Consider the following 21533-nt stretch of genomic DNA (forward strand, 5'->3'; position numbering starts at 1 on the left):
GCCGATTGTTAACGTTAACACCATCCGTCCACTTCAGAGGAAGCCTGAAGCCGACCAAGGAGGATCAATTGAGATTGAGACAGCAAAGGTCGCGTCCCAGGCTGAGTCCGAAGGGTAGAGGTGTCGCGGGCCTGGCATTGGGTGTGCTTCTCTCGATCTCGTTCGCACCGGCGCCCTCGCACGCGGCCGCGGACGGGCTGGAGGAGGGCCTGGTGCACCACTTCGCCCTCGACGAGACCAGTGGGACGACGCTGGTCAACTCGGGCAGCGCGGGCTCGGCGGCGAACGCCACGCTCGTGCATCCGGAGAAGGCGACCTTGACCGGGAACGGAGTCAGGTTCAACCCCGACTCCTACGAGAGCGCCCTCAACGGTGCGTACGTGGCCCTGCCAAAAGACATCACCGCCGGCATGTCGAATCTCACCGTCGACTATGACGTGTGGATCGATCCGGCGAACGTCGGCGAGCACCAGATGTGGGGCTTCGGCGCGAAGTCCGGCTCGTGCGACGTCGACACCGGCGCCCAGGGCTCCATCTTCGCGTCGAACACCCAGCGGTTCCGCGTCGCGGTGGGTTCGGCGAACCTCCAACAGAACCGGGTCCGCATGCCCGAGGGAGCGTGGACGCACGTCACCTACACCCAGTCACTGAACGCGAACGGTACGAGCTGGACCGGCAGGCTCTACCTCGACGGCGTGCTGCATGCGACATCGGCGAACCTGACCACACCGCCTTCGGTGAACGCAGCGGGGACCAACTGCAACTTCCTCGCGCGCTCGCAGACGTCGGGCCACTACTCATTCCGCGGAACGATCCGGGACTTCCGGGTCTACGACCGGGCAGTGAGCCTCGACGAGACACTCGCCCTGGCGGAAAGGACCGTCTCCACGGGCGTTCGCGCCGACGCCGAAGCCATCGACCTCGGCCTGACCAGTGCGATCGTACGTGACATCACTCTGCCAAAGGTGGGCTCCGTGGCGGGCTCGGCCATCACGTGGACGAGTTCGGACCCGTCGGTCGTCGCGGTCTATACCCCGCCAGCCGTCGCCAGCGCACGCAAAGTCGCGGTGACCGGCAGGATCACCCGCCCCGCGCAGGGGCAGCCGGACGCGACGGCCACGCTCACGGCGACTGTCCGCAAGGGCGCCGATGACGTCGCTACACGGGAGATTCCCGTCGTGGTGAAGGCCGAGTTCGACGACGCGCAGGCGGTCGACCGTGACAGGTTCGACCTGGCCCTGTACGCCACCGACGACGTGCGCGGAAACATCAACCTCCCTGCCAACGGGGAGTTCGGATCCAAGATCACCTGGAAGTCCACCACCGAGCTCGTCACTCCGACCGGTGAGGTGACCCGCCCGGCCTTCGGCCGTCCGGATGTTGCCGCCACCCTGACGGCGACCATCACCAAGGGTTCAGCCTCGCAGACGAAGTCGTTCCCGGTGACCATCACCGCCATGCCCCGTTCCGAGGAGTACGAGCGGTACTTCATGGGGTACTTCAAGGGCGAAGGAATCGCCGACGGTGAGCAGATCATGTTCGCGACGTCCAACGGAAACACCGCGCTGGACTGGACCGGTCTGACCGGAGGCTGGCCGTCGCTCATCTCTCAGCTGGGCGACCAGGGCCTTCGTGACCCGCACATCGTCCGCTCACCCGACGGCGACACGTACTACATGATCGCCACCGACCTGAACTGGTACGACCAGGGCGGATACGCCATCAACGACACCCAGTACATCGAGGTGTTCGAGTCGCACGACCTCGTGCACTGGACTCCTCAGCGGCACGTGAAGGTCGCGCCCGACAACGCGGGCAACGCCTTCGCACCCGAGTCGCTGTGGGTCGACGAGATCGGCGCCTACGTCGTGTTCTGGGCACAGTCGCTGTGGAACGACCCCGTGAACCGCACCGGTCAGGGGAACGCGCAGATGTGGTACACCACGACGCGCGACTTCCAGACGTTCTCCGGTCCCAAGGTCTGGCAGAACCCGGCCCCTCAGTCGCGGATCGACACGACCGCGATCCGGGTCGGCGACTACTACTACCGCGTGACCAAGAACGAGGCCGGCAACCAGGGCTCGGACATCTTCTCGGAGAAGCACACCGACTTCCTGGACAGCAATATCGACAACTGGACGTTGGTCGCTCCGGCTCTGGGGCGCACGACCTGGGTCGCCAACCAGGGGTACGAGGGGCCGGTCGTTTTCAAGGCCAACCCCGGTGACACCTCCTGCCCCGGCCAGTTCTATCTCTGGGGTGACCGGTACACGAACGGCGGTGGATACCAGGCCGCGTGCCACGAGAACATCGAGGCTCCCACCTGGAACGCCAAGGCGATCACGATGACCAACGCGGGTGTCGTCCGTCCGCGCCACGGCACCGTGATCCCGCTGACCCTCCGCGAGTGGAACGACATCCGCAAGATCCCGAACAGCGACGTCACGACCACCACCGAGGTGGCTGTCGAGCCGTACGCGAGCGGGGCCCAGACAACCACGGCCACCGCCACGGTCAAGGCAGCTGACGGGTTCGAGACCGGCGGTCAGGTGCGGTTCAGCATCGGCTCGTGGTCGAAGCTCGCCTACCTGAACGACGGTGCGGCCACGGTCACGCTGCCGACGGGTCTGCCGGCGGGCGCCCGGACGGTCAAGGCCGAGTACCTCGGCTTCGACTACCTGAAGGCGTCGGAGGATACGGCGTCGTTCACGGTGCCTTCCGGCCCGGCCGCCGTCAAGGTCCAGGCGAGAACCGCGCCGGCATCGGTTGTCCGCGGGGACACGTTCAGCCTGAACGTGACTGTTGGGCCGGCGGGCGGGCAGAAGCAGCAGGCTCCGATTCCGACCGGCGAGGTCACCGTCACCTTCGGCGGCACCGCGCAGGTCGTGCCACTGGCGGACGGCGAGGCCGTCGTCGCACTGCAGACTGCCGATCTGAAGCCCGGGACGTACCGGGTCCACCTTGCCTACTCCGGCAACCCGACCTACCAGCCCTATGCCGCCACCTACCAGAATTTGACGGTGCGGTAGCCAGCATGGAAAGAGCTCGATCCGCAGTTCTTGGTGGTAGCTCCGTGCTGAGATGAGTGACAAAGGGGAGCGGGCGAGATCGGTCGATCTCGCCCGCTCCCCATCTCCTGCTTCAGACTATGGGGTGATCATGCCCTTTGAGGCAACCAGGTTGTAGTTCTCCCCGAACACGTTGAGCTCGTGGACTCCGACCTTCACGTTCTCGGTCGTACCCAGGATCTTCAGCCTGACTGCGTTCGTCAGCACCCGGTCGAAGGTGACGTAGTCAGCCGTGTACGCAGTGGTGTTCGTACTCCTGTCGACCAGCGGCCGCCACGTGTTCGTGGGGATGTCCTTGTACTCCAGCGTGTACTGCACGGCGTTGTCCTTTGTGAACGTGCGCCCGAGCTCCTTCCACTGGATTTGCGCAGCAGAGATGTGGAAGACAGTCCCGAAGCCCCTGATGTACGTGGGCGCGGTGTCGCTGTCAGCCGGCTCCCACCAGGTGGATAGGGATCGGTCCCCGCCATAGTACGGATTGCGCCCGGGGGCATAGCTGCTCGCCCAGTACGCCTGGCTGTTGGTAGCCACATTGTAGAGCCCGACGTCGTCCCTACCCGAGATCTTCTTCCCGGGGGCCAGTTGCGGCGTGTTGGACAACTCGCAATCGATTGCTCCCTCTTGCGGCCCAGCGGGGATCACGTTGCAGATGTCCATCCCCAGTCGTCGCTCGAAGAACTCCTCGTATGCGATGACATAGGTGTAGAAGAACACCAGGTTACCGGAATTGTCGAGCACAAAACTGCCATGCCCGGCGTTCGGATATACTGCACTTGGGTGGTTGTTTCCGTAGCCGATCGGGTTCTGCTGCGTTTCTTTGAATCCTGAAAGCGGTTTATCCGACGACATGACCCCCGTCGCGTACGTGGTGTACTCGGTGCCACCGGATGCGACCGAGAGGTAATACGTGTCCCCCACCTTGAACAGCTGCGAGCCCTCCACGTACCCGTGGGTGTAGGTCGCCTTGTTGTCACCGATGTGCTGCCACTCCTGGCGCGGGTCGAAGGTCCACAGGACGACCGAGTCGCTGATGAGTTGCCGAGGATTGTTCGGGTCGAGTTCGGCCCCCATGATCGGCGAGCCGATGTTGTACGTCAAGTACAGCCGACCGTCCGTGTCAAGGAAGAACTGCACGTCGCCGACGCTCAGGGTCTGGCCGGTCGGGCGCAGGAAACTCCCCATGCTGGTCCACGGCCCGGTCGGCGAGTCCGCTTGATAGACCGGCGTGTTGTTGCCGGCCATGTAGAACTTGTCGCCGATCTGCACCACGGTTGGTGCGACCAGGCCCAGGTTCATCTCATGGGGCGTCCACGTGAGGTAGTCGGTGGTCGACCAGACAGTGCGGTTGTTGTTCGGTGCGTTCTGCATGGCGCCGGATGCGTAGAGGTAGATGGTCCCGTCGACGTTCAGCGCGGACCAGTCCGCCCCCGTGCGGGCCGAGTTCTCCGAGATCCTGGTGAAACCGACGGTGGATCGGCTGGCGAGAGTCCTTCCGGACGCTGCCGTCCACGTCTCCAGGTTCAAACTGGCCGGAATTTGCGATGTGTTCGCAACATTCGCGTCCGTCGGCGGCATTGTCCCTACGATGTTGCGGACCGCCATCCCGGGTAGGTTGATCGGGTTCACATACGTCTGTGTCATGTCGACACCAGCCAGCGGCACCTTGGCGGACGGGGTCTGGGGTCCGACGCCCTGCGCACCCGGCTGCACGGGCTTCTCCGCCGAGGCCGCCACAATTGGTGTCAGTTGGCCAACCACTACTCCAACCGCGAGAGCAAGGCCAATAGCCGCTAAGCTTCGACGCCTCGTTCCAGCTGTTCTCTCGATAGCCATTAAGCTCCTGACCTTCCCTGGGCTGCGTGAGCTCTGAACGCGGGCCGGATGCCTGTTAGCGTTAACAATTTTCGCGATGTTAACGCTGTTGTCGAGAAGGTGTCAAGGGCGTCGATGCGACGTACGCGGGCGTCACCGGGTTCGCCCACACTTTGCGCCTCGTGACAGTGCCGCGATCGCGGCGGTGACCGGCCGCAAAACAGGGTCGACCGAAGGCGTCAAAAGGTTGGAGGAAAGTCCCACCTCGCGCTGGTGACCCTGCAAACCGCGCTCGGCGTACTCCTCGGGACTGTCGGCATCAATCCCGAGGCCGGCTGGCTGGCCGGCCTGCGGGCCCGGACGACCCGCTGGACCATGCACGTGCTCGCCGGCGCCCTGCTCGGCGCGCTCGTCATCCCTCCTCAGTGGTGGAAGCCGTCGTCCGCCAGGGCCATTGACACTATAAGTCGTAAATGTTTCAATAACGTTGAGCGCTGATGTTAACGTTAACATAGGAGAGCTCGATGGGTAAAGGATGGATGTCCAGGGTCGGCACACTGCTGCTCTGCACAGTTCTCGTGGCGCCCGCCAGCGCCGCTCAGGCCGCCGACGCCTGGTCACCCGCGTCGTCGTACACGTCCACAGACAAGGGCGACGGCACCTACTCGGTGCCGCTGTTGAACTCCGACGTGCCGGACATCGGCGTGGAGCGGGTCCCGGCAGCGGAGAACGACGAGGGCCGCGACATCTACTACATGATCAGCACGACCATGCACCTGAGCCCAGGCGCGCCGATCATGAAGTCCTACGACCTGGTGAACTGGCAGATCGTCAACTACGTGTTCGACCGGGCGAGCATCGGAGACGCGTTCTCGCTGCGCAACGGGCAGAACTCTTACGGCCAGGGCCAGTGGGCGTCGTCCCTGCGCTACCACGACGGCACGTTCTATGTCGTCTTCAACACCAACAACCTCGGCGGCGCGTACCTCTACCGCACCGACGACATCGACAACGGCTCGTGGCAGCGCACCCCGCTCGGGCGCGGCCTGCACGACCCGTCGCTCTTCTTCGACGTCGACGGGACGCCCTACATCTTCTACGGCTCCGGCGGCACCAGCGCGGTGCGCCTCAACTCGAACCTGACGGCGATCGAGCAGGACTACCCCAACATCTTCACCGCGAACAACTACGCCGGCCGGCCCTTCATCGGCGGGCTGTTCGAGGGCGCGCAGTTCTACTACATCGACGGCTACTACTACGCCGTCATCATCACCTGGCCCTCCGGCCAGGGGCGCCAGGTCGTCATGTTCCGCTCCCGAGAACTGCTCGGGCGCTACACCTCCGCTGGCGGCGTGAACACCTACGAGGCGCGCGGGGTGCTCAACTCCAACGGCTTCGCGCAGGGCAGCCTGGTGCCGATCTCACGGCCGGGCGGCGGGACCGACTGGTACGGCATGTTCTTCCGTGACACGTTCCCGATCGGGCGGATCCCGGCGCTCATCCCGGCCACCTGGCAGGACGGGTGGCCGACCTTCGGCACCAACGGCGTCGTCCCGGTCGACGGCGTGTTCGACAAGCCGATCAAGCTCAGCCCGGCGGAGGAACTGTTCGAGCGGCAGAAGAGCATCGTCACCTCGGACGACTTCGCCAACGACGCGCCGCACAAGGCGTACCAGGACGAGGAGTGGACGATTCCGACGCCGCCCACGTACGACGACTCGCTCATCGGCGTCGAGCTGGTGCAGAACCCCGGCTTCGAGTCCGGCTCGCTCGCGCCGTGGGGCACCCAGTTCGGCGCCACGATCGGCCTGGACTCGACCGGTCCGGCCACCGGGTCGGCGGCGCTGAAGGTGAGCAACCGCACGCTCAACGGCTCCGGTCCCAACCAGTTCCTCAACGGCAAGATGCAGCACGGCGTGACCTACACCGTGTCGGCAAAGGTCAAATACGCGACCGGCCCGAACAACATCACGTTCAACCTGGTCGCGGACTGGGGCGCGGGCGTGCAGACGATGGCCTCCCGCAGCGTGCCGATCGGGCAGTGGACCACGGTCTCGGCCCAGTACACCGTGCCCACGACGGCGAACCTGAACAACTTCAAATTCGCGGTCGAGACGCCGTGGGCCAACCCGCAGCCGCCGTCGTCGAGCGTGGACTACCTGATTGACGACGTGTCGATCGTCGGGCAGCCGGTGACGGCCGAATACCCGACCAAGGAGGAGATCGCCCCCAACGGGTCGCGGCTGGGCCTGCCGTGGCAGTGGAACCACGCCCCTGACAACCGGTACTGGTCGCTGACCGACCGGGACGGGTGGCTGCGCCTGACCAACGGCAAGGTGGTCACCGGCAAGTACGTCTACACCAAGCTGTCCAACCGGGCCGAACTGGCCTGGTTCGAGGAGGCCCGCAACATCCTGTCGCAGCGCACCTTCGGGCCCCGGCAGTCGGTCGAAACCCGGATGGACATCTCCGGCATGAAGAACGGGGACGTCGCCGGCCTGGCCGCCTACAACCGGGGCTTCTCGTACGTGGCGGTCAAGCGCTCCGGCGGGGTGAACACGCTGGGCGTCGTCAACCGGGGTCAGCCGTTCGCGGTCGACCTCGACCAAGCCACGCTGGAGAACTTCCTGCCCGGCACGACCGTGTCGCTCGGTGACGCCACCGAGGTGTACGTGAAGGCGGACCTCGACTTCGCCTCGCCGGTCGGACAGCTCTGGACGACCTTCTACTACAGCCTCGACGGGCTGACCTGGCGCCAGCTGGGCAACCGTGTCGGCCCGCAGACACTCGACGGCAGCCTCGCGCACTTCATGGGCCACCGGGTGGGCCTGTTCAACTACGCGACGCAGGAGGAGGGCGGGCACGTCGACTTCGACAACTACCTGCTCAGCGACACGCTGACCGGGCAGGGTCGGCCGCTCGACACCAGCGACCTCGACGCGGCCATCGCCCACGCCCGGACGCTCGACCGGCACTACTACCCGACGTACGCCTGGGCCGAGATGCAGTCCGCGCTGGCCGACGCGAAGGCGGCCCGGGCCGGCGCGTTCGGCACCCAGAACCAGATCGACGCGCCGGAGCGGGCGCTCAGCTACCAGCTGGCCCGGCTGGGTGTCCTCAAGACCGAGAAGCCGTCGCTGGACGTCGTCGCGGTGGCGGACACCCGGTGCGTCGGCGACAAGGTCATGGTGACGGTACGGGTCAGCAACGGCGAGGCGATGCACGTGGTGGCCTCGGCGGACTCGGCGTACGGGACGCGGCCCTTCGGGGCGGTGCCGCCGGGCAAGGAGAAGACCCGGTCGTTCCCCACCAACGCGAGCAGTGTGCCGGCCGGTGAGGTGACCGTGGTCGGTTCCGCCAGCTACCAGGGCGAACCGGCCGAAGTGACGGTGCAGGCGCCGTATGCGGCGCGTGTCTGCGAGTGAGTGAGGGAGAGGGGGCGGCTCACGAACCGCCCCCTCTCCCGTACCCCGAACCCCCGCCGGGCCGTACCGCAACCGCGCCTGGGCACCCAGGAACCGCCTCCGGTTCACCCCTGAGATCAAGGAGAAGTGCCTTGGAACACCGATTGCTGAGATCGTCAAGACGACGGATCACGGCCGTCGCGGCGGCCCTCACCCTGGCGGTGGGATCCGCCGCCGTCGCGGCGGCGCCCGTCCAGGCCGCCAGCCCGAACCTCATCGTGAACGGCGGGTTCGAGGACGGCCTTGCCAGCTGGTTCGCGAACGACGGCAACGCCGCGGACGGCGCCACGCTGTCGACCACGACGGACGCGTACTCCGGCACGGGCGCGGTGCTCGTGACCAACCGGACGACGACCGGATCCGGCCCCATGCAGAGCCTGTCCGGCAAGGTGCAGGCCGGCAAGACCTACCTGGTCACGGCGCGGGTGAAGTACGAGAACCCGAACAGCCCGTCGACCAAGCAGTTCTTCGTCACCATGCACTACGGCGGCTCCACCTACACCAACCTCGGCACCGTCACCGTGCCGCGAGGGCAGTGGGGGCTCATCCAGGGCACGTTCACGATTCCCGCCGGGCAGAACGTCAGCACCGCGCGCATCTTCGTCGAGACGCCGTGGACGTCGAACCCGTCGACCGCGCCGGACACCCACCTGATGGATTTCAAGGTCGACGACGTCACGCTCCAGGAATACGTTGTATCGAAGACCATCGAGGTGGTCGGTAAGCTGCCGGGCGAGCACAATCCGCTCATCGGGCACAAGTTCGGCGCCGACGGGTTTGGCTTCGTGCACGACGGCCGGGTGTACCTCTACATGACCAACGACACCCAGGGCTACGCACCCAACCCGGCCACCGGCGTCTCCCCGGGCATCAACTACGGCGACATCAACCAGATCACCGTGATCTCCTCGACCGACCTGGTGAACTGGACCGACCACGGCGAGATCCAGGTGGCCGGCCCGAACGGCGTGGCACCGTTCACCGGCAACTCGTGGGCGCCCGGCATCGCCAAGAAGGTCGTCAACGGGGAGGAGAAGTTCTTCCTCTACTACGCCAACGGTGGCGGCTCGAGCAACGTGATCACGGGCAAGTCGCCGCTCGGTCCGTGGACCAGCGAGCGCACCAGCACCCTGATCAACGGCAGCACCCCGGGCGCCGAGGACGTGGCGTGGAAGTTCGACCCGGCGCCGCTCGTGGACGACGACGGCCAGGCGTACCTCTACTTCGGCGGTGGCCCGGCGTCGACGAGCATGCCCCCGGTCGAGCGCTTCAACAACCCGAAGAACATCCGCAGCATCAAGCTGGGCGACAACATGATCGCCACCGAGGGCCGGGCCGCCGTGGTCGACGCTCCGGTCGCCTTCGAGGCCGGCCACGTGTTCAAGCGCGAGGGCAAGTACTACTTCTCGTACTCCTCGCACTTCGGCGGGAACGACTTCGGTGGTAACCAGCCGCGGGTGCCCGGCTACCCCGGCGGCGGCCAGATCGGCTACATGATCTCCGACAACCCGATGTCGTGGCCGAAGGAGACCTACGCCGGCGTGCTGTTCCCCAACCAGTCGCAGTTCTTCGGCGCCGGCACCGGCGGCAACAACCACCAGTCGGTGTTCGAGTTCGAGGGCAGGTACTACTTCACGTACCACGCCCCGACGCTGAACAAGCGCATCAACGGCAACACCACCCAGGGCTACCGCAGCCCGCACATCCAGGAGCTGACCTTCAACCCGGACGGCACCATCCAGCAGGTCGTCGGCGACTACGCCGGCGTGGACCAGGTGCGCGACTTCAACCCCTACCGGGTGTTCGAAGCCGAGACCCTGGGCTGGAGCAAGGGCATCGCCACCGGCAAGGTCGACGGCGCCTCCGCCGAGTTCGGCACCGCGGCGCCGAACCTGGTGGTGCGTGACATCGACGAGGGCGACTGGACGGCGCTGTCGGCGGTCGACTTCGGCGCCGACGGCGCGGCCAGCGTGACGGCCAAGGTGCGGGCGCTGGCCGCCGGCGGAAGCATCGAGGTGCGGCTGGACAACGCGGGCGGCCCGGTGGTCGGCACGATCCCGGTCGACACCCCGACCGGTGAATGGGCCCAGGTGACCGCCGACCTGCAGGGCGCCACCGGCGTGCACGACGTCTACTTCACCTACCGCGGCCCGGCCGGGGACGACCTCTTCGAGATCGACTCCTGGGCGTTCGAGGCAGTGCCGCCGCTGGACCTGTCCGTCACGGCGGACACCCGATGCGTCGGCGAGAAGGTGATGGTGACGGTCCGGGCCGCGAACAACGAGGCGATCCACGTGACGGCCTCGGCGGAGTCGGCGTACGGGACGCGGCCGTTCGGGTCGGTGCCGCCCGGCAAGGAGAAGTTCCGGTCGTTCCCCACCGACACGGCCGCCGTGCCGGCGGGTGAGGTGACGGTGACGGCCACCGCGACGGTCGACGGCGAGCCCGTGTCTGCGTCGTACACGGCGAGCTACGCGGCCCGCTCCTGCGGCTGATCATCCTGACGGTGGCGGCGGCCCGGATGCCGGGCCGCCGCCACTGGCGGTTGGCCACGATCAGACGAAGCGCCAGAGGTGATCGGCGGCGCCGTTGTCGTCCTCGAGCACGACCTGCGCTCCAGTGGCCGTGGAGGCCTCCGTGACGCCGAGGACCCGGCCGCCGACGGCGCACTGGATCCGGAAGTAACCGCCGGTGCCGTAGCGCAGCCGCCACCGGTGGTCGCCGGCGCCGTTGTCGGCCCACTGCACGACGCGGGCCCCGTCGCTGCCGACGTCACCCTCGACGCCGAGGACCTTGCCGCTGTGCGCGTTGCGCAGCCGCAGGTAGCCGTCGGTGTCCGCGACGGCGGTCCAGCGGTGGTCGGCGGCGCCCGTGTCGACCCGCTGGATGACCGGCGCGCCGTCGGCGGTCGACAGGTTCTGTACCCCGAGCACCAGCCCGCTGGCCCGGCTCTGGATGCGGCAGGCGCCGTTGGGCACGAACCGCCACTGGTTGTCCGGCGTGCCGTTGTCCTGGTCCTGCACCGCCTGCGCGCCCCAGGCGGTCGACGCGTTGAGAATGGCGAGCAGTTTTCCCGTGTGCACGTTGCGCAGCTTGTGGGACCCGTCGCCGACGTCCACCACGGTCCACAGGTGGTCGGCGGTGCCGTTGTCGCTCCACTGCAGGACACGGGCGTTGTCAGCGGTGGACATGTTTTCCACGCCGAGGACCTTGCCGCTGTTGACGTTGCGCAGCAGGAGGGCGTTCCCGTCGACCACGAGCTGCCAGTCGTGGTCGGCGGTTCCGGTGTCACCCCACTGCAGCGCCAGCCCGCCGTCGGCCAGCGACATGTCCCGGATGCCCAGGACCAGGCCGGTGGCGGCGTTGACCAGGCGGAAACTCGGCGGGCTCTCGCCACCCGGACCGGTGGCCCAGTAGACCGTGTAGTTGTGCCCGTGGGCGTCGTAGAACGGCCCGAGGTCGACCGTGCTCCCGTTCGCGGTGGCGGTGAACGCCAGCGCGCTGGAGCTGGCGCGGGTGATCGAGGCGGGGTCGAGCGACGGCAGGCCGCTCAGGGCCGCGTCACCGTAGTTGCCCGAGAGGACCACCGGGCCGTACGTGATGGCGGCGATGTCGGCGTTGTCGTTGGTGGCCTCCAGCACGATCCGCATCGGCAGGTGGACCGTGACGACGTCCCCCGGGGACCAGGACCGGGTGAGGCTGGCGTACGTCCCCGGCGCGGTGGCGATGTCCTGCGTCACACCGTTGACGTGGATGCTGGCCCCGCTGGTCCAGGCCGGGATCCGGATGCGCATCGTCCACGACTCCCTGACGTTGCCGCGCACGGTGAGGGTGGTGGTGTCGCTGACGGGATAGGAGGTGCTCTGTTCCACCACGATGCCGCGCTGCGACCAGACCAGCCTCGACGGCAGGAACAGGTTCACCGTCAGGGTGCTGCCGCTGTGGAAGTAGATGGAGTCCGCCAGCTTGGTGTTGGTCTCGATGCCGGTGCCCTGGCAGCACCAGAACGAGTCGTAGTCCGTGCTCCAGGTGCCACCGCCCCAGGCCGGCCCCACACCCCGGCGGCCACCAGGGTTCAGCGGCGTGAAGTACGTGATGTGTCCGTGCTCGTCGGCCGGGTTCTGCTGACCGATGAGATGGTTGAGCAGGGCCCGCTCGTAGTAGTCGAAGTAGGCGACCCGGTCCGGGTCCAGCAGCCACAGTTCCCGCGTCAGCTTGAGCATGTTGTAGGTGTTGCACGCCTCGCAGGTGTCCTGTCGCAGGTAGCCGGCGATGGCGTTCGGAGCCCGGAAATGCTCGGCCTGGCTGTTGCCGCCGATGGCGTACGTGTGGGCGCCGACGGTGATGTCCCAGGCGTTGCTGGCGATGTCGCGGTATCGGGTGGTGCCGGTGGCCTTGAACTCCCGGGCCGCACCGATCCACTTCGGTACCTGGGTGTTGGCGTGCAGCCCGTTGAGCTGGTCCCGGTTGTCGGCGAGCGGGTTCAACACGGCGGCATGGTCGAAGCGCTGGGCGACGGCGAGCCAGCGGTCGTCGCCGGTCTGCTGGTAGAGGTCGGCCAGGACGGCGCTCATGCCGCCGAACTCGGTGCCCAGCATGGCCTGCATCTGGGTGGCGGTGAGCCGGCCGGTGCGTTCGTCGACCCAGCCGGCCAGCGCCAGCAGCACGTCGCGGGCCTGGGTGTTGGCCATGTGCACCCAGACGTCGAGCAGACCCACCAGGGTCTTGTGGATGCAGTAGTACGGCACGTTGCCGTTGCGCAGCGTCCGTGCTTCCAGCGCGGTGAAGTCCGACTCCGGGAAGCCGGACAGATATCCCGGGTTGAACCCGGCGGCGGCGTTGTTGGCCTGGCACTTCGCCAGCTCGGCGACCATCTGGTCGGCCTTGTCCCGGCAGGTGGTGTCGCCGAGCACCGCCCACGCCTGGGCCCAGGCGGTCAGGAAGTGCCCCTGCATGTGGCCGCGGAACGGGAACGTCGGGCTGTCCCAGCCACCGTTCGGCGTGGCGTCGCCGGTGGGCAGGCCGTGATTGGCGCGGAAGTTGTAGAGCAGCCGGTCGACGTCGACGAAGCGCAGATAGTTCACGGTCCGGGTCTGGTTGTCCAGCCAGCGACCCGGGGTCAGGCGTACCTGCGTGAGGTCGAACGGGAAGGCGCCGGCCCCGATGTCCGGCCGGGCCGGCCGTACGGCCGCGTTCGCCGCAGTGCCCAGGGCGAAGGTCCCGGTGGCCGAGGCGGCGGCGATACCGGCGGCTTGCAACAGCCGGCGTCGACTGAGCGATCCAGATGACACGATGCCTCCTGAGGGTAGGGGAGAGGGTGGGTGGCGGCCGGCCCACGGCTGAGCGGGACCGGCCGCCGGGCACGCCCGAGACTCCCGGTGCCCGCCGTGGCAGGCGGACACCGGGAGTTGCCAGCGGGTGCCGGCGTTATCTGGCGTTTGCCGCGCCGGGCGTGGGGACCGTGGTCGTGACGAAGTCACGGCAGAGGCTGTCGGTGTCGCTGCCGTCGGGCCAGCGGGCGTTGCTGCGACCCGGGTTGGCGGCCGCACCGGCCACCACCGCGATGCAGCCGCCGCCGGCCTGGTCGGCCTCGAGGACGGCGAGCTCGGGACTGGTGATGGTGCCGTTACCGCTCGAGCTGCTCTGCTGGGAGCCGTAGACGATGGCGTCGACGACCACCGAACCGGTGGCGTCCCGCAGCGCGACCGAGCCCGCGCTGACCGAGAGGCTGCCACCGAACCACTGGTCGGGTGCCGGGGACCCCTGGTAGCCCGCCGTGGTGATCTGGGGACCGACCACGGGCGCGCCGGTCGGGTGATCGTTGGCGAGGGGCTGGTCGAGAGTGATGCCGGCGCCCAGCGCCTGCACCGACGCGCCGCTGCTGTGCGGCCGGCCGGTCGGCGGCCAGAAGCTGACGCCCGTACCGCGGCCGGCCAGGTCGACGGCCGACCGGTGGGCGAACCGCAGCGGCGCGGTCAGGTCGACGCCGGTGCCGTTGGCGCCGGTGGTGCCGATCGCCGCGACCGTGACGGTCTCCTTGTATTCCCCAGCGTCCACCGTCAGGGTGTCACCGACGGTGAGGTTGGCGTTGGCCGCGACCTTGAGGTTGGTCGCGCCCGCGGCCGCCGGCGCCGACAGGGTCGTCTGGGTGGCCGCCTTGCCGACCGAGGTGACGGTTGCCTGCTCGTAGCCGGCGCCCGCGTCGATACCGATCTGCTGGCCGACGGTGAAGCCGGCCGCGCTGGTGACCGGGATGGTCGTCGACCCGGCGGGGATCGTGATCGAGCCGTGGGTGACCGGCACGAACAGGGTGGTCGCGGCGGTGGCCGCCGAGCCGACGCCGACGACCGTACGGGTCTCCCGGGTGGCGCCGGTGCCAATCTGGATCTGCTGGCCGTCGGCCAGGCCGGTGGTGCTCCGGACGTTGACGGTGGCCGCGCCGGCGGCGGTGGGAGCCGCCAGCCCCGAGCCCGAGAGGCCGAGCAGGTAGTAGTCGCCGCTCGCCAGCTTCGTCCCGGCTGGGATCGTGGCCAGCGTGACGGCGGCCGAGCCGCTCGGGGTGTTGGTCAGGGTCCAGTTGGAGAGGTCGACCTCGTCGGCGGAGGCGTTGTAGAGCTCGACGAACTGGTCGGTCGCGTTGCTGCTGGTGCGGAAGCGGACCTCGTTGACCCGGACCGGGAGGGCGCTGCGCACCGCCTGGCTGGTGACCGTCGACTGCCGGCCGCCCCGGGTCGGGTTCGTCCACTGGGCCCGGCCCGTCAGATAGCCGGCGCTGGTCGTCGCCGAGGTGACGGTGAAGGTCGCGCTCACGCTCGCGCCGGGCGCGACCGGGTCCTCGAAGGTCACCGAGGTGTCGTCGGTGCCCTTGACCACGGCGGTCCACCCGGCCGGCGCGGACAGGCTCAACGTGACGCCCACTGCGGTGGAGCCCGTGGTGTTGGTGAACGTCTGGGTGACCTCCTGGGCTGAGCCCGGGGTGAACGTGGTGGCCCGCGACAGACTGAGCCGCTGCACGTCGTACTTCGCGGCCACGACGTTGGCCTGGACCGCGTCGATGGTGGCGTCGGTCGGGTATCCGGTCGTCATCACACCCTCATAGAAGGTGCCGGCCGAACCGTTGCCGTTGTCGCCGCCGTTGCCGAGTTGGATGGCTCCCCGCCGGTGCATCGGGAAGTAGTTGCTGTTGGTGAGGGAGCCGGGGCGGATCCCGCTGTAGTAGGTCGTCAGCGGGCCCTGCTGCGCGTTGCCACCGCGCAGGTCCCACTGGTTACCGCCACCGCCGTTGACCACGCCCGTCACGAAGCGCCAGGAGTCGATGGTCGGTGTGGCGTCGTTCTGCCGGGCGTTGTATCCGGAGAACAGCCCGGCCTCCATGTCGGACATGATCCACGGGCCGGGGCCGCTGCCGCGTCCCCAGGCGGTGGCGGTGCCGAAATAGACGGTCTCCATGGTGCCGGTGCCCACCGCGCGGCTGTTGGTCGAGGTGTTGCCGTAGTTGTAGCAGCAGCCGCTGTCGTAGTGGGTGCCGTCGAAGACCGTGTATATACCCTCCGGCTCGTCCTCCTTGGCGAGGTACGAGGCGTCGTTGTTGCGGTACCCCATGCCCGGGATGATGTAGACGCCGTACGCCTTGTGGCCGCCGATCGTGACCGGCGCCATGTCGGCGATCGAGAGGGTGTTGTAGCCGCCCACGTCGGGGCCGCGGAAGGTGCCGGGGGGCGCCTGGTAGAGGTGGTTGCCCTTGCCGGACTGGTCGTAGATGACGGTGACGAGGCAGAGCGTGTTACCGCAGAACGCGTCCTGGGCGGCCGCGTCCGCGTATCCGCCGGCGTCGGCGAACGGCAGCGCGACGGGGGCGACCACGCCGATGTCCTTGACGGCGTTGTCGGAGGCGCGCCGGACCTGGTAGAGCGGGCCGTCGTAGGACGCGTACAGGGCTCGGGTCGAGCTGTGCGCGGCGACGCAGGGGGTGCCACCCGCGGCGTAGATGTCACAGGGTCCCTCTGATCTGGGCGGCGCGGCCGGCTTCGTGGCCTGCGCCGCCGGCGCCATCATCAGCGTTGCGCCGACCAGCGCGAGCGTCACGGCGGTACGAGCGGCGAGGGTTCGCGTGCGTGCGCGGCGGTTCGTGGCTCTGACCATGTCGCAACAGCTCCTCTTCCGGAGTCCTGAAGGTGGACGGGCGTTTCCGGTGCCACCGCGACGCCTGTGGCGGCGTCCTCGGGACCGTCCGGTGGGCGGTCGCAGTGGTGGGGGTTTCTGTCACCGCTGGCGGAATTGCATCAGGTGGGAAGCGTTCTCCTCTGCGCAATCGAGGCGTACGACTGTTAGCGCTAACTAGCATCGGTCGGGGCGCCGTCGTCCGCATATCGGGGCATGGCACAGCAGCCCTCGGTGGGCAGGTGCTCGACGCTGATTAGCGGGCTGTTGGCGAGATGTTAGCGTTAACACTCATCGGCCATTTCATTGAAACACCGTCGGCACATTAGTGTCAATCGACGTTTCCACCTGCTTCTATGGTCAACGCTCCCACCGGGCCGTTAGGCCTCGCCGGGTCGGCGAAGCACGAGTCGGTGGACGCCGGCTCAGCAGTTCACTGACGGGTTCGCCCGACGGCCCCCGCGGGCACCGTGTTTGCTGCCGCGACAGTCGTGCCGCGGGGGCCCGCGCCCCCGCACGTGGTCACCGCGTTCGAGATCGACGCCCCACGCTGCCGGCCCACCGTTCGTGTGGGCGTGGAAACGGCATGGCCCGCCGTACGAGAGATGGACCGGCGGGCCATGCCGGGCTTGGGATGCCGTCGTGCGGCGGTGGAGCCGTGGACGGCGCGTCCTCGGGGTGGGAGGTGCGGGCGGTCGACGTGCGGCACCGGCCAGGACATGGCCTTCGCTGATCTCGCGATCGGCTTCCCGACAGCATCATTACTTGCTAACTTTAGCAAGTAATGATGCTGCTTGGTTTCGGGTCGCCTGGGTGAGCGGCCGGCATACGCCGGGCCCGTCCGGCCGAACGACGCCCTGAGATCGTGGATCGCCGATGAGCAGGTGATGTCACAGATGAATGCCGACAGCGAACAGCGGTCGCGGACGTCACGGTGGCAGACCCCAGGCGAAGGAGTGCGAGCCGAGCCTTCGGCGCACGACGTGACCGGACTGCGGCGGTACCGGGTGGCGGTGGTGACCGACGGCACCGCCGTGCCGGGTCGGGGTGAGGGGGGAGTGGCAGCGGCGTTACGGGTGGTGGACGGCAAGGCGGTCCTCCTGACCCGCCTAGCCGCGATCGAGGCGGTGCCGGTGTTCGTCACCCCGACCGGCACCGACGAGTTCGTGGCGACGGTGCGAGCGCTCGCCTCCTCATTCGATGGCATCGATCTGGAGGCGATCGCGGCGCCGGCTTGCTTCGAGGCGGAACGACGGCTGCAGGAGACCGTGGACATCCCGGTCTTCCACGACGACCAGCACGGCACGGCGATCGTGGTGCTGGCCGCCCTGCGTAACGCGCTGCGGGTGGTGGGCAAGCGGATGGAATCGGCGCGGCTGGTGGTGATCGGCGCCGGGCCGGCGGGTACCGCGACGGTGCGGTTGCTGGTGGCGGCAGGGGCCGCCGACGTGGTGGTGGTTGTCCGGGGCGTGGTGCTGCACCGCGATGACATGCCCTCGTTGCCGCCGCACCAGGCGCGGCTGGCTGAACGGACCAACCCGCGGGGGGTGCGGGGCGGGCTCGCCGAGGCACTGGCTGGGGCGGACGCGGCGCTCGGGTTTACGCCGGCGCTCACCCGGGGCCTGGTGGCGTCCATGGGCGAGGGGCCGGTGGTGCTCGCCTTGGCCGGCCCCGAGCCGGAGATCCAGCCGCACCTGATCAGTGACATCGCCGCGGTGGTGGCCACCAGCCACGCCGGCTACCCGAACCAGGTCAGTACCGCACTGGCGTTCCCGGGCGTGTTTCGGGGAGCACTGGACGCACGCGCGCCGCGGGTCACGATGTCGATGAGGCTGGCCGCCTCCGACGTGCTGGCTGGGCTGCTGCCCCGGGAAGCGCTGTCGGCCACGCGGCTGCTACCCGAACTGGGTGACGATCGGGTCGTGCCCACGGTGGCGGGGGCGGTGGCGGCGGTCGCCGCCGAACGCTGGCGCAGCCGCCGACCGGGGCCCGGCGGCGTGCCCGAACAGGGCGCAGATCGTAGCGTGTCTGCCCAGAAAGGGGTGGGCCCGTGAGCACGCCGTTGTATCAGGCCAAGGCCGAGTTCTTCAAGACGTTGGGGCATCCGGCACGGATTCGCGTACTGGAACTTCTCGCCGAACGCGAGCATGCGGTGTCGGAACTACTGCCGCAGGTGGGCATCGAAGCGGCGCACCTGTCGCAACAGTTGGCGGTGCTGCGCCGGGCGAACCTGGTGGTGACCCGCCGGGACGGTTCGACCGTGTACTACTCGCTGGTCAGCCCGCAGGTGGCCGAGTTGCTGGCAGTGGCACGGCGGATCCTGACCGAAGTGTTGAGCAGCCAGGCCGAACTTCTGGGTGATCTCCGCGCCGCCGAGCGGACCGACCCGTCATGAACGGACCGACCGCAGCACCCCGGCCGAGCCGGAACGCGCCGGGACGAGATCGAGGAGGGGGAGCAGACTATGGGACTGAGCCGGACGATGCGCCGTGTGGGCCGGATGGCCGAACCGGCACCGCGCACGTCGGCACACCGACCACCCGGCGCAGCCGGACTGGGCGGGTCGGTGCAGGTGCGACATGTCGACGCCGGGTCCTGCAACGGCTGCGAGATCGAGATCGGGCAGGCGTTCAGCCCGGTCTACGACGCCGAGCGGCACGGCGTACGGCTGGTGGCGTCGCCGCGGCACGCTGACGTCCTGACGGTGACCGGCCCGGTCACGGTGAACATGGCCGGAGCGCTGCGCAAGACGTACGACGCGATGCCCGAGCCGAGGTTGGTCGTTGCGGTGGGCGACTGCGCCCGCGACTGCGGGCTGTTCGCTGGCGGGTACGGCGTGCTCGGGCCGGTGTCCGATGTCGTGCCGGTGGACGTGCAGGTATCCGGATGCCCGCCCGAACCGGCGGCGATCGTGTCCGCACTGCGTGCCCTGACAGGCCGATGACCCCGGTCGCCGCCGCGTTGGGCGGCGCCTTCTCCATGGCGGCAGGTGGGGCGCTCGCCGGATTGGTCACGCCCGCTCGGTGGCGCTCCGCCGTGGTCGGCGCGGCGACCGCCGGGGTCGGGATCGCGGGTGCCATCGCAGGGCTCGCCGCCGTGTCCGGGACGGGCTGGCAGGTACGGCTGCCCGACCTGCTGCCGTTGGCCGGGGTGAGCCTCACCGTCGATGCCGTGGGCGGATGGTTCCTGCTCCTGATCGGCGGGGTGGCCGCGGTCGTCGGGGTGTACACCGTGGGCTACACCGGTCAGACCGGGCACGGCCCAGCCGCCCGAGGCGCGCTCGCGCTCGTGCCGCTGTTCGTGGCGGCGATGCTGCTCGTGCCGGCCGCGGGCAGCGTCTCGACGTTCCTGCTGGCGTGGGAACTGATGGCAGTGACGTCACTGCTGCTCATGCTTGCAGAACATCGCCACACGCCCGCCGTGCGCACCGCGGGGCTGTGGTACGCGGCGATGACGCAGGCCGGTTTCGTGGCGGTGCTCCTGGGTCTGGCCTGGCTCGCCGCAGCAGCCGGTGGGGAGTCGTTCGACACCATCCGCGACCGTGCGGCACAGCTGTCGCCGCTGGCGTCCAGCGGAGTGTTCCTGCTGTGCCTGGCAGGATTCGCGTCGAAGGCCGGCGTGGTGCCACTGCATCCGTGGCTGCCCCGCGCGCACGCGGAAGCCCCGTCGCACGTGTCCGCGCTGATGAGCGCCGCGATGGTGAAGCTCGGGGTGTACGGCATCGTCCGGATCGCGTTTGACCTGCTAGGCGGCGGACCTCGCTGGTGGTGGCTGCTGCTCGGCGCCCTGGGCGCCCTCTCGGCGCTGTACGGGATCCTGCAGGCCGCGGTGGCGACCGACCTGAAACGCCTGTTGGCGTTCTCGACCAGTGAGAACGTCGGCCTGATCCTGCTCGGCCTGGCCGCGGCTGGGCTGCTGGCCGGCGCGGGGCAGTTCACGGTCGCCGGTGTGGCGGTGGCGGCGGCGCTGCTGCACGCCGCCAACCACGCCGGGTTCAAGACGCTGCTGTTCTGCGGAGCCGGGTCGGTGCTGCGCGCAACCGGCACCCGCGATCTCGACGAGCTGGGCGGGCTGTCGCGGCGGATGCCGGCGACCACGGTCCTGGTCGGCGTCGGCGTTCTCGGCGCGGCGGCGCTGCCGCCGGGCAACGGTTTCATCTCCGAATGGCTGCTGCTGCAGGCGCTGTTGCATCGCGACCCGGCCGGCGGGACGACGCTGATCATCGCCGCGCCGGTCGCGGTCGCCGTGGTCGCGTTGACCGCCGGAGTGGGAGTAGCCACCTACGTCAAGGCGCTCGGCACCGGGTTCCTGGCCCGCCCCCGCAGCACCAAGGCCAGCGACGCGGTCGAATCCCCACCCACGATGCTGGCCGGAATGGGCCTGGCCGCGGCGGTATGCGCCGGGTTGGCCGTCTTCCCCGCGGTGACCGCCCCCGCCCTGGACCGGGTCACCAGTGGCCTGCGGGTCGGATCCGCGCCGATGCAGGGAGGAGTCGATCTGCAACTGGCCGGCGTCGCCGCCAGCATCTCCCCGCTCTGGATCGCCGTCGGTGCGGTCGGACTCGCCGTCGCCGTCGCCGCCGTCGCGCGCACGACCGGTCGGACGCGCCGCCGGGCTGCCGCCTGGGACTGCGGCGACGGACCGCTGACCGCGCGGATGGAGTACACGTCGACGTCGTTCGCAGAGCCGTTGCAGCGGGTCTTCGACGACGTGCTGGCCCCCGAACAGGACATCGACGTCACCCACCCGGCCGAGTCGGCCTACCTGGTGCGGACGGTGGAATACCGGCGACGGCTCCCGGACCGTGTGGAGGCCCGCCTGTTCGGTCCACTGATGACCGCCGTCTCGTCGATCGGCCAGGCGGCACGCGGCCTGGCGACCGGCAGCGTGCACCGCTACCTGGCCTACATGCTCACCGCCCTCGTGGCGGTGCTGATCGCCGGGGTGTTCCGTTGACCCCACCCTGCACCTGCCGTGATGGTCGATGGTCGCGCCGCTGCCGGTGGCGGCCGACGGGCAGGGATCTCGC

At 68.7% G+C, this 21533-nt stretch carries 11 protein-coding genes; 8 read left to right on the plus strand and 3 right to left on the minus strand.

Features of this window, described 5'->3' with window-relative positions; genetic code table 11:
• Window positions 1–5 precede the first annotated feature (5 nt).
• A complete protein-coding gene (locus D7193_RS26865) occupies window positions 6–3029 on the plus strand; it encodes an immunoglobulin-like domain-containing protein (RefSeq protein ID WP_147434464.1) in 3024 nt (1007 codons plus the stop codon).
• 117 nt (window positions 3030–3146) lie between these two features.
• Here D7193_RS26865 and D7193_RS26870 read toward each other — a convergent pair whose 3' ends face one another.
• Window positions 3147–4826: a family 43 glycosylhydrolase gene (locus D7193_RS26870; protein ID WP_158674872.1), complete on the minus strand. Its 1680-nt coding sequence runs from the start codon at window positions 4824–4826 to the stop codon at window positions 3147–3149.
• 327 nt (window positions 4827–5153) lie between these two features.
• On the opposite strand from D7193_RS26870, the gene D7193_RS26875 reads away from it, so the two are divergent.
• From D7193_RS26875 to D7193_RS26885, 3 genes are all read left to right on the plus strand, one after another.
• A complete protein-coding gene (locus tag D7193_RS26875) occupies window positions 5154–5378 on the plus strand; it encodes a hypothetical protein (RefSeq protein WP_120782407.1) in 225 nt (74 codons plus the stop codon).
• 26 nt (window positions 5379–5404) lie between these two features.
• Window positions 5405–8305: a beta-xylosidase family glycoside hydrolase gene (locus D7193_RS26880; protein ID WP_174242745.1), complete on the plus strand. Its 2901-nt coding sequence runs from the start codon at window positions 5405–5407 to the stop codon at window positions 8303–8305.
• A gap of 131 nt (window positions 8306–8436) precedes the next feature.
• Window positions 8437–10839: a family 43 glycosylhydrolase gene (locus D7193_RS26885; RefSeq protein WP_120782409.1), complete on the plus strand. Its 2403-nt coding sequence runs from the start codon at window positions 8437–8439 to the stop codon at window positions 10837–10839.
• 60 nt (window positions 10840–10899) lie between these two features.
• Here D7193_RS26885 and D7193_RS26890 read toward each other — a convergent pair whose 3' ends face one another.
• Both D7193_RS26890 and D7193_RS26895 read right to left on the minus strand, forming a co-directional pair.
• On the minus strand, window positions 10900–13635 hold the full coding sequence (locus D7193_RS26890) for a beta-L-arabinofuranosidase domain-containing protein (RefSeq protein WP_120782410.1): 2736 nt from the start codon (window positions 13633–13635) through the stop codon (window positions 10900–10902).
• Window positions 13636–13771: 136 nt separating this feature from the next.
• Window positions 13772–16486 carry an arabinofuranosidase catalytic domain-containing protein gene (locus D7193_RS26895; protein WP_120782411.1) on the minus strand — a complete coding sequence of 905 codons (2715 nt, stop codon included), beginning with the start codon at window positions 16484–16486 and terminating at the stop codon, window positions 13772–13774.
• Window positions 16487–17400: 914 nt separating this feature from the next.
• On the opposite strand from D7193_RS26895, the gene D7193_RS26900 reads away from it, so the two are divergent.
• The 4 genes from D7193_RS26900 to D7193_RS26915 all read left to right on the plus strand — a co-directional run bounded on the left by D7193_RS26900 (window position 17401) and on the right by D7193_RS26915 (window position 21460).
• Complete coding sequence (locus D7193_RS26900; RefSeq protein ID WP_241563525.1) at window positions 17401–18558, plus strand: NAD(P)-dependent malic enzyme; 1158 nt, start codon at window positions 17401–17403, stop codon at window positions 18556–18558.
• On the plus strand, window positions 18555–18899 hold the full coding sequence (locus D7193_RS26905) for an ArsR/SmtB family transcription factor (RefSeq protein WP_120782413.1): 345 nt from the start codon (window positions 18555–18557) through the stop codon (window positions 18897–18899). The genes D7193_RS26900 and D7193_RS26905 overlap by 4 nt, the downstream gene beginning before the upstream one ends.
• Window positions 18900–19070: 171 nt before the next feature.
• Complete coding sequence (locus D7193_RS26910; RefSeq protein WP_206611997.1) at window positions 19071–19448, plus strand: NADH-quinone oxidoreductase subunit B family protein; 378 nt, start codon at window positions 19071–19073, stop codon at window positions 19446–19448.
• A complete protein-coding gene (locus D7193_RS26915) occupies window positions 19445–21460 on the plus strand; it encodes a proton-conducting transporter transmembrane domain-containing protein (RefSeq protein ID WP_120782415.1) in 2016 nt (671 codons plus the stop codon). Before D7193_RS26910 ends, D7193_RS26915 begins: the two co-directional genes overlap by 4 nt.
• Window positions 21461–21533 lie beyond the last annotated feature (73 nt).

The organism is Micromonospora costi, assembly GCF_003626655.1.
Classification (GTDB): Bacteria; Actinomycetota; Actinomycetes; order Mycobacteriales; family Micromonosporaceae; genus Micromonospora; species Micromonospora costi.